This is a genomic window from Streptomyces sp. NPDC051567 (genome assembly GCF_044454165.1).
Classification (GTDB): Bacteria; Actinomycetota; Actinomycetes; order Streptomycetales; family Streptomycetaceae; genus Streptomyces.
Genome location: NZ_JBITDK010000008.1, coordinates 14,003 through 27,965, shown reverse-complemented (window position 1 = coordinate 27,965; position 13,963 = coordinate 14,003). Strand labels below are relative to the sequence as shown.

Below are 13,963 nucleotides of genomic sequence, written 5' to 3'. Positions count from 1 at the left end.
TGACCGGCGTGAAAAACGAGCAGACCGCCCTCCCGGACCAGATCCTCGTGCGGCAGGACGCCTTCCTGCGGAACCTGGCGCGGGAGTTGCTGACCCTGGACCGGGACCCGCTGCCCAGGATGAACCGGCCGCGTCTGCTGGCCCGGCTGCCGCATGTGCTGGTCCTCTGCGCGGCCGTGCTCTTCGGCTTCCTCACCTCGGCGCAGCTCGCCGACCACTACGCCGTCACGGGCGCCCCCTCGCTGGTGCTGTCGGTCCTGACCGGTGCGTCCGTCGCGCTCGCGACGGTCCGGCCGGTCGCCGCCTTCTGGCTCGGCCTCGTCACCGCGGCTCTGATCGCCTGGGCCGGCCACGCCCAGGCCGGGCAGGGCCAGAGCTGGCCGTGGACGCCCGGCGGGATCTTCGTGTTCGCCCCGCTGGTGCTCCTGGTGGCCCTGCGCGTGCCGCCCCGGGCCACCGTCGCGGCCGCCGGTCTCCCGATCGCCCTGACCGTCCTGGCCGAGGCCCTCGCCCAGCCGGAGCGCGGTCGGAGCAGCGTCGTGGGTGCCCTCCTCCTCTTCGGCTTCGTGGGGCTCCTCGGCTACGCGCTGCGCGCACTGCGCCTGGCCCGGGGCGAGCTGGTCGAACAGGAGACCCTCACCGAGGAGGAACGGGCCCGGCGCACCCTGCTGGAGGAGCGCGGCCGGATCGCCCGCGAGCTGCACGACGTCGTCGCGCACCACATGTCGGTGATCTCCATCCAGGCCCAGGTCGCCCCTCATCTGGTGGAGGACCCGTCCGAGGAGCTCAAGGAGAACCTGGCGGGTATCCGGCAGAACGCTCTGGAGGCCCTGACGGAGCTGCGCAGGGTCCTGGGCGTGCTCCGCTCCGAGCAGCCGGACGACTCCGCGGACGCCCATCGTCCGCAGCCCACCCTGGCCGAGTTGGACGGCCTCGTGGACAACGTGCGGGGTGCCGGGCTGGAGGTCACCGTCGAGACGGCGGGGATCAGACGGCCCCTGGCCCCGGGTGTCGAGCTGACCGCGTACCGGATCGTGCAGGAGGCCCTGAGCAACTGCCTGCGCCACGCGCCCGGCTCCCGGGTGGAGGTCGGCATCGCGTACGGGCCGCGCGCACTGCACCTGTGCGTGGCCAACACCGCGCCGGCCCGGCCCGTCCCGCCCCCGCAAGGCACGGGCCACGGACTGCTGGGGATGCGGGAACGGGCGGGCATGCTGGGCGGCGAGCTGGCCGCCGGTCCCCGGCCCGGCGGCGGGTACGAGGTGAGCGCCGTACTTCCCCTGGACCCGCCCCACGACTCCTCCCCCGAGACGAAGAAGGACTCATGACCACCCCGATCAAGGTGATGATCGCCGACGACCAGATGATGGTCCGGCAGGGCTTCACCGTCCTCCTCGACGCACAGCCCGACATCGTGGTGGTCGGCCAGGCCGTGAACGGCGCCGATGCCGTGGCGAAGGCCGCCGAGCTCGGACCGGACGTGGTGCTGATGGACATCCGGATGCCGGGGATGGGCGGCATCGAGGCCACCTCCGTCATCACCGGCGTCCCGGACTCCACCGTGAAGGTGCTGATGCTGACCACCTTCGACCTGGACGAGTACGTGTACGAGGCGTTGCGTTCCGGCGCCTCCGGGTTCCTGCTCAAGGACGCGTCGGCCGACCAGCTCGCCGAGGCGGTACGGGTGGTGGCGGCCGGGGAGGCGCTGCTCTCCCCGAACATCACGAAGCGGCTGATCACCGAGTTCTCCCGGCTGGGGGCGCCCCGGGCGCCGTCGAAGGCGCGGATCGACGAGCTGACCGGGCGGGAGACGGAAGTACTGTCGCTGATCGCCCAGGGACTGTCGAACGCGGAGATCGCGGAGCACCTGGTGGTGGCGGAGCAGACCGTGAAGACCCATGTGGGCCGCATCCTGGTGAAGCTGGGCCTGCGGGACCGCACCCAGGCCGCCGTCTTCGCGTACGAGACCGGTCTGGTCCGTCCGGCGGGCTACTGAGAGCCCGGGTAGTACTTGAGAGGGACCCCAGAAGATCCCCTTCAACGGCGACGCGGACGAGGTGGGACTGGACCTACCGTTCTGTATGTGAGCGAGACGACCACCGGGGGGTCAACCCGGACATCGGAAAACAGAACGGGCTCCAGTCTCTTCCCGGCATTCCGCCGGGACCTGATCACGGATGCCTTCGCCTACCGACCACTTCCACTGCAGCGCACGGACACCCCGCTGGTGCTGCGGCTTCCGGAGCAGATGCGCCCGGCGGCGGCGTACGCGCCCCATGCGGCCGTGTGGCTGCTGGCGCTCCTCGTGATCGTCCTCACCGGTGCACACGAAGGCCTGTACCGGTCCTCGCCCATGGCCTTGGGCCTGGGAGTGGTAGCCGCTGTCCCGGTGCTGACCACCTTGGTGCGGCCGGTGGGAGCCTTCTGGTGCGCGATAGCGGCCAGTGGCGTGCTGGCCGTACTGATACCCGGCGGGACGACCTGGCCGTGGTCATTCGGCTCGTTCGTCGCCCACGTAACCGTGGTGACGGTCGTCGCGATGCGGACCGGACCCCGGGTCGCGATGTGGATGTGGGCCGTCACTCTGGGGACCAGTATCACCCTGTCGGCCGTACTCGGCTGGGGTGGCCTGGGAAGCGTCATCCTCATGACCTTCATCTCGGCGATCTCGCTGCTGACCGCCAGCGTCCGGCACATCCGCCGGGAGGCGGAGCAGGAGGTCACGGCTCAGCAGGAGGTCACAGCCGTCGAGCGCGACCGGAGGACACTCCTTGAGGAGCGGACGACGATCGCGCGGGAACTGCACGACGTGGTGGCCCACCACATGTCGGTGGTGGCGATCCAGGCGGAGGCCGCGCCGTACCGGGTGAAGGACACCCCGCCGGAGCTTGAGGCGGCGTTCGCCACCATCCGGGAGAACGCGGTGGCGGCCCTGACCGAGCTGCGCCGGGTCCTGGGCGTGGTCCGCTCCGCGGACTACGAGGCCCCGGACGCCCCGCAGCCGACGCTGGCCGCGCTGGACAAGCTCCTGGCCAATGTGCGGGAAGCCGGACTGAGTGTGGACAAGACGGTCACGGGTGCGGTGCGGGAACTACCGCAGGGCGTGGAACTGTCGGCGTACCGGATCATCCAGGAGGCCCTGAGCAACACCCTGCGGCACGCACCGGGTGCGTCGGCCGGGGTGGAGGTGTCGTACGTCCTGGGCGGCCTGGGGGTACGGATCGTCAACGAGCCCGGGACCGAGGAGACCCGTCCCTCTCCGGGGGCCGGGCACGGCATCACCGGGATGCGGGAGCGGGTGGCCATGCTGGAGGGGGAGATGACCGCCGGGGAGACGGCGTCGGGCGGGTACGAGGTGGCGGTCTTCATACCGGTCCGTGCCCGTCAGGAACCGAACCCCGGGACGAAGGAGAAGGCCGTGGAGAAGACGGCGGCGATGGCGACGGGTACAGGGACGGGGACGCCGGCCGGGCCAGGGGGGAAGAGGGCATGACGATCCGGGTGCTGATCGTCGACGACCAGATGATGGTCCGGGAGGGGTTCTCCGTCCTGTTGAACGCCATGGACGGCATCGAGGTGGTGGGCGAGGCGGTCGACGGCCGGGAGGCCATCGCCCAGGTCGCGGCGCTCAGGCCGGATGTGGTGCTCATGGACATCCGGATGCCGGAGATGAACGGGCTGGAGGCGACACGGGAGATCGTGGCGGCCGGCACGGGCACGAAGGTTCTGGTCCTGACCACCTTCGACCTCGACGAGTACGTGTACCAGGCACTGCGGGCCGGGGCCTCCGGGTTCCTGCTCAAGGACGCGTCGGCCCGCCAGCTGGCGGACGGGGTACGGGTGGTGGCGGCCGGGGACGCGCTGCTGGCGCCCTCGGTGACCAGGCGGCTGATCTCGGAGTTCTCGAAGATGTCGCAGCTGCCGCAGCTGCCGCAGCTGCCGAGACCGGCGGACCCGGCGGTCGTGGAGGAGCTGACGGAACGGGAGACGGAGGTGCTGGTACTGATCGCGCAGGGGCTGTCCAACGCGGAGATAGCGGGCCGGCTGATCGTCGCGGAGTCCACGATCAAGACCCACGTGAGCCGCGTCCTGGTGAAGCTGGGCCTCCGGGACCGTACCCAGGCGGCGGTGTTCGCCTACGAGAACCGGGTGGTCAGGCCGGGATAGACCTGGCGGCCCGGACGGAAGGCGGGGAGGCTGGGGACACGTCGAGAGGAGCGTGTCATGAGTACGCAGGGGAACACCGCCGCCGGGGTGGCGGTGCCGGACGGCAAGCTCGCCGCCGAGGCGACCGAGCTGGTGCGGGACACCACGAGTGAGCTGATCTACCACCACTCGCGGCGGGTGTACTGGTTCGGGAGCCTCCAGGGTCAGCGGCGTGGCCTCGACTTCGATCCGGAGCTGCTCTACATCGGGGCGATGTTCCACGATCTGGGGCTCGGGGAACGGTTCCGCGGGAGCGGGCGCCGGTTCGAAGTGGACGGGGCGGACGAGGCCCGGCGGTTCCTGGAGCGCCACGGGGTACCGGAGGACGGTGTCCGCCGGGTGTGGACGGCGATCGCCCTCCACACCACCCCGGGCATCCCGGAGTTCATGGAGCCGGAGGTGGCGTTGGTGACGGCGGGCGTCGAGTACGACGTCCTGGGCATCGGCTTCGACGACATCGGCCCGGCCGCCCGCGCCGCGATCACCGCGCTGCACCCCCGACCCGACTTCAAGCGGCGGATTCTCGAAGCCTTCACCGAGGGCATCGCCCCGAAGCCGGACACGGCCTTCGGCAACGTGAAGGCGGACGTACTGCGGCACTTCGTGCCGGGTTTCGTACCCGGTGATTTCGTGGAGGTGATCCAGAACTCCCCCTGGGACGAGTAGGCAGGAGGACGGAGCAGCGCGACGGACCGCTACGGACCGAAGGCTGGGGGCGAAGGCCTGAGGGCTGAGGGCTGAGGGCTGAGGGCTGAGAAGGACAGCCTTTAGGGTGCGGGGATGGGCTTTGATCCGTGGGATGCCGCGTTTGTCGCCGATCCGTACCCGGCCTACCGGGAGTTGCGGGAGCAGGGCAGGGCCGTGTGGTGGGAGCCCACCGGGCAGTGGCTGGTACCGCACTACGCCGATGTGAGCGCGCTGCTGCGTGACCGGAGGCTGTGCCGGACCTACCTGCACCGCTTCACCCACGAGGAGTTCGGGCGTGAGGTGCCGTCGGCGGAGCACGAGCCCTTCCACGTCCTCAACGGCAACGGCCTGCTGGACCTGGAGAATCCCGCGCACGCGCGGGTACGGAGGCTGGTGGCCAAGGCGTTCACGCCGAGGACCGTGGAGCGGCTCGTGCCCGCCGTGCGGCGGCTGGCGCAGGAGCTGGTGGGGAGGTTGCTCGCGGAGGGGGGCGGGGATCTGCTCACCACTGTCGCCGAACCGCTGCCGGTGGCCGTGATCGCGGAGCTGCTGGGCGTGCCGGAGGCGGACCGGGCGCTGCTGCGGCCCTGGTCGGCCGATATCTGCGGGATGTTCGAGCTCCGGCCGGACGAGGAGACGGCCCGCCGCGCGGTGCGGGCGAGCGTCGAGTTCAGCGCGTACCTGCACGGGCTGATCGCCGAGCGGCGCGCCCGGCCCGGCGAGGATGTGATCTCCGGGCTGATCGCCGCACACGATGAGGAGGGGCGGCTCAGCGAGCAGGAGATGATCTCCACCTGCGTGCTCCTGCTGAACGCGGGCCACGAGGCCACCGTCAACAGCACGGTCAACGGCTGGTGGTCCCTGTTCAGGAATCCCGGGCAGCTCGCCGCCCTCCGCGCGCGTCCCGAAAAGTTGTCCACAGCTGTGGATGAACTTCTCCGGTACGACACCCCGCTCCAGATGTTCGAACGCTGGGTGCTCGACGACATCACCGTCGGGGAGACCACCGTCCCGCGCGGGGCGGAGGTCGCGCTGCTCTTCGGGTCCGCGAACCGCGACCCCGCACGGTTCACGGACCCCGACATTCTGGACCTCTCCCGGGCCGACAATCCGCACCTGAGCTTCGGGGCCGGAATCCACTACTGCCTGGGCGCTCCGCTCGCGCTGCGGGAGCTGGAGGCGTCCTTCGGGGCACTGCTGGCGGACGGAGTGCCGCCACTGCGGCTCGTGGAGGAGCCCCGGTGGCAGGAGGGCTACGTCATCCGGGGTCTGGAACGGCTGCTGGTGGAGTTCTAGTGCCGCGTCAGGCGACGTTTGCCCGTCAAGGAGCGGCGCCCGGTGCGTGGTTCCGGTGCGTCGGCCGGAAGTCCTCGTACGGGACGTACCTGGGCTTTCGGCCGGTGCGGCGGGAGTGCGTGCCGGGCGTCGCGACGGGGCGAACGTTGCCCGACGCGGCACTACCCACCACCCATCGGGGTTCCAGCCGTCGCGAGAAGGTTCGTCCTCCCGGTGAAGTCCCGGTCGCCGCACAGGAACTGACCGTCCACCCCAGCCCACCTCGTCCCCCGGCAGAGGGGTCGTCAGGTCGCCAGGTCGCGGTGGCGGAAGGTGCCGAGGGCGGCCGTGGTGAGGGCGACCGCCAGGGCGGTCAGGGTCAGCAGAGGCACCCAGGCCAGGGTCTGCGTACCCGGGACCCAGGAGGGGTGGGCGAAGGGGGAGAGGTCCAGGAGCGGCTGCGGGAGGTTCAGCGCCGGGCCGATCCAGCCCAGGGCCAGCGCGGCCCCGGCCACCGCCCAGGCGGCTGCCGCGTACCGCGGGGCCGCGCCGTGCAGCAGCGCCGCCAGTGCCCCGATCACCCATACCGCCGGGAGCTGGGCCAGGCAGGAGGCCACCGCCGCGCCCGGGTTCTCGCCGTGGCCGACGCCCAGGCCGAGCCCGGCCAGCAGCAGGATCAGCGCCGAGCCGCCGAAGGCGATGGCCAGGTGGCCTCCGGCCCAGGTCAGCCGTCCGACCGGGCCCGCCAGCAGGGGTTCGGCCCGCTGCCCCGACTCCTCGGCGCTCAGGCGCAGCACCGCCGAGACGAGGTAGAGGGCGGCGACCATGCCGAGCATTCCGGCCATCGTCGTGAGGAAGGCGTCGGCGAGCCCACCCGTCCCGCTGATCCCACCCGTCCCGCCCGCCCCGGACGGATCACCCAGGCCGCCCGGCCCTCCCTGACCGCCCGGACCGCCCCGCTCACCCTGCCCGCCCATGCGTTCGATCACTTCGCGCGTCTTCGCGTTGTCGCCGATGAGCCGGGTGGCCCCGTCCGTCAGCGCGCCGAAGGCCAGGCCGGCGGTGAGGAAGGCGAGGCTCCAGCCGGTCAGGCTGCCCCGCTGGAGCCGCCAGGCCAGGGCTCCGGCCGAGCCGAGCCTCCCGTGCGTCGGCCCCGGCCGGGCCGGCAGGAAGCTCAGACCGAGGTCGCGCCGTCCGGCCAGGACGTACGCCACCGCCACCTGCCCGGCCACGGCCGCCGCGAAGAGGCCCAGCACCCACCAGCGTTCGGCCGCGAAGGCCCTCAGGTGCTCCAGCCAGCCCAGCGGGGAGAGCCAGGTCAGCGGGCTCGCACCGGCCGCCGAGCCCGCGTCGCCCGCCGCGCGCAGGGCGAAGGCCGCACCGATCGACGCCCCCGTGAGCCCCCGCGCGAGCCGGGCGCTCCCGGTGAGCTGCGCCGCGACGGCGGCCAGGCTCGCGAAGACCGCCCCGGTGGCGCCGATGCCCAGCCCGAGGGCGAGCGCGCCGCCCGCGCCCTGCCCGGCCAGGCCGACGGTGACCAGCAGCACGGCGAGGCCGTTGGCGGTCAGGGCCGCCAGCAGCGCGGCCGTCAGCGGGGCCCGGCGTCCCACCATGGCGGCGGAGAACAGTTCCTGACGGCCGCTCTCCTCCTCCTCGCGGGTGTGCCGGACGACGACGACCAGGCTCATGACCCCGGCGAGCAGCCCTGCGTAGACCCCGCCCCGCCAGGCGGTCAGCGCGCCGATCGAGTCGCCGAACACCGGCCCGTACAGGGCGCGCAGGGACCCGTTGGCGTTGGTCGTGGAGACCAGGACGGCCCGTTCGGCGGAGGTCGCGTACACCGAGGCGAGCGTGCCCGGCATGCTGAGCACGGTCATCGCCACGGCCATGATCCAGACCGGCATGATCACCCGGTCGCGGCGCAGGGCGAGGCGCAGCAGGGCGCCGGTCCCGGCGAGCTGGTTCCTCATCGCGCCGCACCTCCCGCGTCCTCCCGTACGCCCTGCCCGCCCCGTACGTCCTGCCCGCCCGAGCCTCCCGGGCCGCCCTCCGCGTAGTGGCGGAGGAAGAGTTCTTCGAGCGTCGGCGGGGCCGAGGTCAGGGCGCGGACGCCGCAGGTGGCGAGGGTGCGCAGGACGGCGTCCAGCGCGTCGGCGTCGGCGTGGAGGCGGACCGTCAGCCCGCGCACCTCCACGTCGTGGACGCCCGGCAGGTGCGCGAGGCCGTCCGGTGGTGAGGCCAGCTCGGCCGTGACCGAGGTACGGGTCAGGTGGCGCAGCTCGGCCAGGGTGCCCGTCTCCACCGTGCGGCCCTTGCGGATGATGCTGACGCGGTCGCACAGGGCCTCGGCCTCGCTGAGGATGTGCGAGCTGAGCAGGACGGTGCGCCCGGCGTCGCGCGCCTGGGCGACACAGCTCCGGAAGACCTCCTCCATCAGCGGGTCGAGGCCGGAGGTGGGCTCGTCGAGGACGAGCAGTTCGGCGTCGGCCGCGAAGGCCGCGACGAGGGCGACCTTCTGCCGGTTGCCCTTGGAGTACGTGTGCCCCTTCTTGGCCGGGTCGAGGTCGAACCGTTCGATCAGCTCGGCCCGGCGGGCGCGGTCGAGGCCTCCGCGCAGTCGCCCGTAGAGGTCGATGACCTCGCCGCCGGAGAGGTTGCGCCAGAGGGCGACGTCGCCGGGGACGTAGGCGATGCGGCGGTGGAGGGCGACGGCGTCGGCCCAGGGGTCACCGCCGAGGACCTCGGCGGTGCCGGAGTCGGCACGGAGCAGGCCCAGCAGAATCCGGAGCGCGGTGGATTTACCGGCGCCGTTGGGGCCGAGGAAGCCGTGCACCTCGCCGGTGGTGACCGCGAGATCGAGCCCGTCCAGTGCGTGGGTGCGGCCGAATGCCTTGCGGAGTCCGGCGACGCTGATGGCCTTCGTCATGCTTTCGAACGTACGCTACCTTCACAAATTTGTGAAGGTCAGGAATAACGTAAAGTTGAGGGGAGGAGGGTGTGAAGGGTGTGGAAGGCGTGAAGGACGTGAGGGGTGCGGAGGACGTGAAAGACATGAACGCCGAGATGAGCACGGGCGCGGACACCGGTACGGACACGGACGTGGACGTGGACACAGGGGCTGCCGGGGCGGCCGGGACACCGGGCAGTTCCGGGACGCGGGACGGAGCGGCCGTTTCGCGGTTCGTGGAACGGTTCGCCGCGCAGCTCACCGAGGCGGGGATGCAGCGGATGGCGGCACGGGTCTTCGCGCAACTGCTGGCCAGCGACGGCGGGGCGATGACCTCGGCGGAGCTGGGCGAGGCCCTGCGGATCAGTCCGGCGGCGGTGTCGGGGGCGGTGGCGTACCTGACGCAGGTCAACATGGTCAGCCGGGAGCGCGAGCCGGGCTCCCGGCGGGACCGGTACGTGCTGCACGACGGGCTCTGGTACGAGACGTTCACCCGGCGGGACCAGGTGCTGACCCTGTGGGAGAAGACCCTCCGGGAGGGCGCGGTCTCCCTGGGCACCGACACGCCCGCCGGGGCCAGGGTCGCGGAGACGGCGGCCTTCTTCGCGTTCATGCAGCGCGAGCTGCTGGGCCTGCTGGAACGCTGGCGCACCTACCGGTCGGGCCTGGACCTCGACTGACGCCCCACCCGACCCCACCCGACCATCCCGGCCCGCCCGACCACCCCGGCCCGCCCTGCGCGCCCGCACCGTTCGACCCAGTCACCCCAGGCCCCGGCCCCGCCCGCTCACCGGGGCAGTGTCAGCGTCCACGCCGTCGGGTGGACCGTCCAGGTGCGACAGTCGACCGGGCCCGTCGTCGTCGCGTCGGCGCGGTAGCGGAACTCGCCGCCCGACACCGTCACCGTCTTGGCCCGGACCCGCAGCGGTCGCCCGCCGCCGCCCGCGCGGACCTCGACCTCGGCCAGCCCGTCGCCCTCCCGGGCCGTCACCGAGACGCTCTCCACCGGCCGGTCCGCGTCCGCGATCACCACCCCGTCCGCCTCCACCCGCAGCCGCCGCACCGCGCCGCCGGACACCGGCGGGCGGACGATCGTACGGACCAGCGAGCGGTACGCGCTCCACACCGAGGGCCCGGCCGGTCTGGGGACCGCCCGCAGCGGCAGGACGCAGAGGCTGCCCAGCACCACCCCGTCGTCCTCGTCCACCAGCAGGTCCCGCAGCCCCGTCGCGCCGTCGAGCACCGCCCGCGCCGCGAGGACCGCCGAAAGCGGCACGCCCAGTGACCTCGCCAGCCCCAGGGACGCCACCGGCCCCACCGGGACCAGCGAGACGGCCAGCCCGGACAGGGCCCGTTCCCGGTGCAGCAGCCCCACGGCCCGGACCAGGGCCCGGTCGTCACCCACGACCACCGGGCGCCGGTGACCCCGGCGGGCCAGGGCCCGCGCGAACTCCTCCGGCGAGTTCGGGAGGCAGATCTTCGCCGCCGCCCCGGCCGACAGCACGTCCCTCGCGATCCGCACGGACTCCCCGTCGAGACGGCGGGCGACCGGGTCGATGAGCACGAGCAGGCCGCCGACCGGCGCGCCCGCACGGCTCATGGTGGGCTCTGGAGCCGACACCTCGGTCCTTCCTCGGGTAGCATCTTTGTGCAAGAGGCCCTTGCGCTATTGCGCCAGGGCCTTCGTCTATTCCGGGGTACCGGTCCGACGGCTCAGCCTGCGGTGTACATCGTCGTACGCCCCCTGACCTTGGACATGCCCCATCCGGAAGAGGTGTACGCCTGTGCCCGCTCTTGTGCTGCTCGGAGCTCAGTGGGGTGACGAGGGCAAGGGAAAGGCCACCGACCTGCTCGGTGGTTCCGTTGACTATGTAGTGCGCTACCAGGGTGGCAACAACGCCGGCCACACGGTCGTCGTGGGCGACCAGAAGTACGCGCTGCACCTTCTCCCCTCCGGCATCCTCTCCCCCGGATGCACCCCGGTCATCGGCAACGGTGTCGTCGTCGACCCGGCCGTCCTGCTCTCCGAGCTGCGCGGTCTGAACGAGCGCGGCATCGACACCTCCAAGCTGCTGCTCAGCGGCAACGCGCACCTGATCACGCCGTACAACGTCACCCTCGACAAGGTCGGCGAGCGCTTCCTGGGCAAGCGCAAGATCGGTACGACCGGCCGCGGCATCGGCCCGACCTACGCGGACAAGATCAACCGCGTCGGCATCCGCGTCCAGGACCTCTACGACGAGTCGATCCTCACCCAGAAGGTCGAAGCGGCGCTCGAAGGCAAGAACCAGCTCCTCGCGAAGCTGTACAACCGGCGCGCGATCGACCCGGCGCAGATCGTCGAGGAGATGCTCCAGTACGCGGAGCAGATCAAGCCGTACGTCGCCGACACCACCCTGATCATCAACAACGCGCTGGACGAGGACAAGGTCGTGCTCTTCGAGGGCGGCCAGGGCACGCTGCTCGACGTCGACCACGGCACGTACCCCTTCGTCACCTCCTCGAACCCGACCGCGGGCGGCGCCTGCACCGGTGCGGGTGTCGGTCCGACGAAGATCAGCCGCGTCATCGGCATCCTCAAGGCGTACACGACCCGTGTCGGCGCCGGCCCGTTCCCGACCGAGCTGTTCGACCAGGACGGCGAGGACCTGCGCCGCATCGGCGGCGAGCGCGGTGTGACCACCGGCCGTGACCGTCGCTGCGGCTGGTTCGACGCCCCGATCGCCCGCTACGCCACTCGCGTCAACGGCCTCACCGACTTCTTCCTCACCAAGCTGGACGTGCTGACCGGCTGGGAGCAGATCCCGGTCTGCGTCGCGTACGAGATCGACGGCAAGCGCGTCGAGGAGCTCCCGTACTCGCAGACGGACTTCCACCACGCGAAGCCGATCTACGAAATGCTCCCCGGCTGGTCCGAGGACATCACCAAGGCCAAGACCTTCGCGGACCTCCCGAAGAACGCCCAGGCGTACGTCAAGGCCCTGGAGGAGATGTCGGGCGCCCCGATCTCCGCGATCGGCGTCGGCCCCGGCCGCACCGAGACGATCGAGATCAACTCGTTCCTGTAGTCGGGAACGGACGGCGTGACAAGGCGTGAGGGGTGGGGTTCCCGTCCGGGAGCCCCACCCCTCACGCCTGTCCGGGCACGGCCGGAACCGTGTCAGACTTTGATGATCTTGACCTTGTCGCCGCACAGCATCGCCATGTCCTCGGCGTCCGAGGTCAGCATGACCACCGGACCGGGCTGGCGCAGTGCCATCTCGGCGACGGTCGCGTCGATGGCGTACTTGTGCCCGTGGCGCCCGACGGATTTCAGCAGCCGGGCTGCGGCTCTCGCGGCCTCGGCCGTCACCGGTTCGACCTGAACCCTGGAGAGTGCCCAGTCCAGCTTCGCGGGGTTCAGGCGGGAGTGGCTGACTTCCACGATCGTGTTGGCGCAGACAACGAAATTCGCCTCCAGCGAGTGGTACACCGCGAACCGCGAGAGCATCTTGCGGTCCTGCTCGATCCAAGCGGAGAAACCCTGGGAGTCGAGCACGACGGTCTCGACGGTCTGAGTCATGCGGCGGCGGCCGTGTCAGCGGCTTCGGGCATGTCGAAGAGCTCGGCTCTCGCTGCGGCCAGCTCTTCCTCTGTGAAGGCTCCGTGTTCTTCCTGGTAGCGAAGAAGGTCCTTCTCCATCAACCGGTGCCTGATCTGGCGGGCGACCGCCTCGGCCACGTAGCCGGAGATGTTGTCCGTCATCGTCCGAAGCTCATCCACCTGCTCGGTGGGCAGCGTCACGGTGATACGTGTGGTTCCTGACATGGTTCGAGCATACTCCGATATGCGCGAGGTGGATCGGGTTCGGTACGAGTGCCCTGCCGAGCCCCCGTGCACGGGATGCTCCGGGCCGGGCTGCCGGGTTGCCGGGCTCTACCAGGCGAGTTGCGCGATCTCCTCCAGGACCACCGCGCAGGCGTCCGCCGCCGGGTCGATCAGCGGGAAGTGGCCGACCCCGTCCAGCAGGGTCAGGCCGACCAGCTCCCCGGCCCGCGCCGCCGCCGCCACGTACGACTCCGCCACCCGGGCCGGGACGACGATGTCCTCCCGGCCCTGGACCAGCGCGGTGGCGATGCCCGTGGGCAGCAGCGCGGACGGGTCCGCGTAGGGCAGCCGGTCGGCGAAGTGTTCCGCGCCGCCCAGCAGTTGCGCGCTCGCGCCGCCGCAGACCTCCAGCGCCTCCGCCACCGCGAAGTCCGCGATGGGAGCCAGGGCCACCACGCCGCGCAGCACCGGCGCGCAGGACAGCCTCCACGGGGACCCGTACGGGAGCACGTGCCGGGCGGCGGCCCACAGCGCGAGCTGGCCGCCGGCCGAGTGACCGGTGACCACGACACGGCGGGTGTCGGCCTGCGGGAAGGTGCGCGCGGCCAGGTCCGGGAGGGCGTCCAGCGCGGCGGCCACGTCGTCGAAGGTCTCCGGCCAGCGGCCCGCCACGGGACCCTCGGCATCCTGGTGCGGGAGCGAACTGCCACGCCGGTACTCGACATTGGCGACGGCGAAGCCCCGCCGGGCCAGGAAGTCCGCGAACGGGGTGATGTGGCCCCGGTCGTACGGGGCCCGCCAGGCACCACCGTGCAGGACCACGACCAGCGGCACCGGCCCGCGCCCGCCGGCACGCGGGGCGTAGAAGTCCACGACCTGGTCCGGGTGGTCCCCGTAGGCGGCGGTGGCGTCCGGGGCGACGGGCGGGTGGGAGAGGGCCGAGGCGGCCTCGGCGGCATCCCGTTCCACTGCGGGGTCCGTCATCGGCTCAGCCTCTCGGTAACGCGTGTGACAGCGGGGACAGTTGAGATGAGGCGGTTG

14 protein-coding genes are annotated in these 13,963 nt (G+C 71.8%); 8 read left to right on the top strand and 6 right to left on the bottom strand.

Translation table 11 applies throughout. The features are described 5' to 3' along the window. The first annotated feature begins 8 nt into the window (after positions 1 to 8). From ACIA5F_RS11765 to ACIA5F_RS11740, 6 genes are all read left to right on the top strand, one after another. On the top strand, positions 9 to 1,328 hold the full coding sequence (locus ACIA5F_RS11765; RefSeq protein ID WP_399351822.1) for a sensor histidine kinase: 1,320 nt from the start codon (positions 9 to 11) through the stop codon (positions 1,326 to 1,328). Then, positions 1,325 to 1,996, top strand: a complete 672-nt coding sequence (locus ACIA5F_RS11760) for a response regulator (RefSeq protein WP_399351820.1) — start codon at positions 1,325 to 1,327, stop codon at positions 1,994 to 1,996. The genes ACIA5F_RS11765 and ACIA5F_RS11760 overlap by 4 nt, the downstream gene beginning before the upstream one ends. A gap of 231 nt (positions 1,997 to 2,227) precedes the next feature. After that, entirely contained in the window at positions 2,228 to 3,493 is a 1,266-nt protein-coding gene (locus ACIA5F_RS11755; protein ID WP_399351818.1) for a sensor histidine kinase, read from the top strand. Then, positions 3,490 to 4,167: a response regulator gene (locus ACIA5F_RS11750; RefSeq protein WP_399351816.1), complete on the top strand. Its 678-nt coding sequence runs from the start codon at positions 3,490 to 3,492 to the stop codon at positions 4,165 to 4,167. The genes ACIA5F_RS11755 and ACIA5F_RS11750 overlap by 4 nt, the downstream gene beginning before the upstream one ends. Positions 4,168 to 4,224: 57 nt before the next feature. Beyond that, a complete protein-coding gene (locus ACIA5F_RS11745) occupies positions 4,225 to 4,872 on the top strand; it encodes an HD domain-containing protein (RefSeq protein ID WP_399351814.1) in 648 nt (215 codons plus the stop codon). Between the two features lie 114 nt (positions 4,873 to 4,986). Then, the gene (locus tag ACIA5F_RS11740; protein ID WP_399351812.1) at positions 4,987 to 6,189 is read left to right on the top strand and encodes a cytochrome P450; all 1,203 of its coding nucleotides are present in this window, start codon (positions 4,987 to 4,989) and stop codon (positions 6,187 to 6,189) included. Between the two features lie 284 nt (positions 6,190 to 6,473). Here ACIA5F_RS11740 and ACIA5F_RS11735 read toward each other — a convergent pair whose 3' ends face one another. Next, entirely contained in the window at positions 6,474 to 8,138 is a 1,665-nt protein-coding gene (locus tag ACIA5F_RS11735) for an ABC transporter permease (RefSeq protein WP_399351810.1), read from the bottom strand. Then, the gene (locus ACIA5F_RS11730; RefSeq protein WP_399351808.1) at positions 8,135 to 9,094 is read right to left on the bottom strand and encodes an ATP-binding cassette domain-containing protein; all 960 of its coding nucleotides are present in this window, start codon (positions 9,092 to 9,094) and stop codon (positions 8,135 to 8,137) included. The genes ACIA5F_RS11735 and ACIA5F_RS11730 overlap by 4 nt, the downstream gene beginning before the upstream one ends. Positions 9,095 to 9,219: 125 nt before the next feature. On the opposite strand from ACIA5F_RS11730, the gene ACIA5F_RS11725 reads away from it, so the two are divergent. Beyond that, entirely contained in the window at positions 9,220 to 9,795 is a 576-nt protein-coding gene (locus tag ACIA5F_RS11725; RefSeq protein WP_399351806.1) for a GbsR/MarR family transcriptional regulator, read from the top strand. A 107-nt stretch (positions 9,796 to 9,902) separates the two neighbouring features. Here ACIA5F_RS11725 and ACIA5F_RS11720 read toward each other — a convergent pair whose 3' ends face one another. Beyond that, complete coding sequence (locus ACIA5F_RS11720; protein ID WP_399351975.1) at positions 9,903 to 10,715, bottom strand: diacylglycerol kinase; 813 nt, start codon at positions 10,713 to 10,715, stop codon at positions 9,903 to 9,905. Between the two features lie 184 nt (positions 10,716 to 10,899). Here ACIA5F_RS11720 and ACIA5F_RS11715 point away from each other — a divergent pair, with 184 nt between their 5' ends. Then, complete coding sequence (locus tag ACIA5F_RS11715) at positions 10,900 to 12,183, top strand: adenylosuccinate synthase (protein ID WP_399351804.1); 1,284 nt, start codon at positions 10,900 to 10,902, stop codon at positions 12,181 to 12,183. Between the two features lie 92 nt (positions 12,184 to 12,275). On the opposite strand, the gene ACIA5F_RS11710 is transcribed toward ACIA5F_RS11715, so the two are convergent. The 3 genes from ACIA5F_RS11710 to ACIA5F_RS11700 form a co-directional block, all read right to left on the bottom strand. After that, positions 12,276 to 12,677 (bottom strand): DNA-binding protein, encoded by a 402-nt coding sequence (locus tag ACIA5F_RS11710; RefSeq protein WP_399351802.1) that lies wholly within the window; start codon positions 12,675 to 12,677, stop codon positions 12,276 to 12,278. Then, the gene (locus ACIA5F_RS11705; RefSeq protein ID WP_399351800.1) at positions 12,674 to 12,922 is read right to left on the bottom strand and encodes a hypothetical protein; all 249 of its coding nucleotides are present in this window, start codon (positions 12,920 to 12,922) and stop codon (positions 12,674 to 12,676) included. Before ACIA5F_RS11705 ends, ACIA5F_RS11710 begins: the two co-directional genes overlap by 4 nt. A 108-nt stretch (positions 12,923 to 13,030) precedes the next feature. Beyond that, entirely contained in the window at positions 13,031 to 13,906 is an 876-nt protein-coding gene (locus ACIA5F_RS11700) for an alpha/beta hydrolase family protein (RefSeq protein WP_399351798.1), read from the bottom strand. Positions 13,907 to 13,963: the final 57 nt, after the last annotated feature.

Coding starts and splice junctions, on each gene's coding strand:
- ACIA5F_RS11760 (WP_399351820.1), top strand. CDS start 1,325: ATGACCACCCCGATCAAGGTGATGATCGCCGACGACCAGATGATGGTC.
- ACIA5F_RS11750 (WP_399351816.1), top strand. CDS start 3,490: ATGACGATCCGGGTGCTGATCGTCGACGACCAGATGATGGTCCGGGAG.
- ACIA5F_RS11745 (WP_399351814.1), top strand. CDS start 4,225: ATGAGTACGCAGGGGAACACCGCCGCCGGGGTGGCGGTGCCGGACGGC.
- ACIA5F_RS11740 (WP_399351812.1), top strand. CDS start 4,987: ATGGGCTTTGATCCGTGGGATGCCGCGTTTGTCGCCGATCCGTACCCG.
- ACIA5F_RS11735 (WP_399351810.1), bottom strand. CDS start 8,138: ATGAGGAACCAGCTCGCCGGGACCGGCGCCCTGCTGCGCCTCGCCCTG.
- ACIA5F_RS11730 (WP_399351808.1), bottom strand. CDS start 9,094: ATGACGAAGGCCATCAGCGTCGCCGGACTCCGCAAGGCATTCGGCCGC.
- ACIA5F_RS11725 (WP_399351806.1), top strand. CDS start 9,220: ATGAACGCCGAGATGAGCACGGGCGCGGACACCGGTACGGACACGGAC.
- ACIA5F_RS11720 (WP_399351975.1), bottom strand. CDS start 10,715: ATGAGCCGTGCGGGCGCGCCGGTCGGCGGCCTGCTCGTGCTCATCGAC.
- ACIA5F_RS11710 (WP_399351802.1), bottom strand. CDS start 12,677: ATGACTCAGACCGTCGAGACCGTCGTGCTCGACTCCCAGGGTTTCTCC.
- ACIA5F_RS11705 (WP_399351800.1), bottom strand. CDS start 12,922: ATGTCAGGAACCACACGTATCACCGTGACGCTGCCCACCGAGCAGGTG.
- ACIA5F_RS11700 (WP_399351798.1), bottom strand. CDS start 13,906: ATGACGGACCCCGCAGTGGAACGGGATGCCGCCGAGGCCGCCTCGGCC.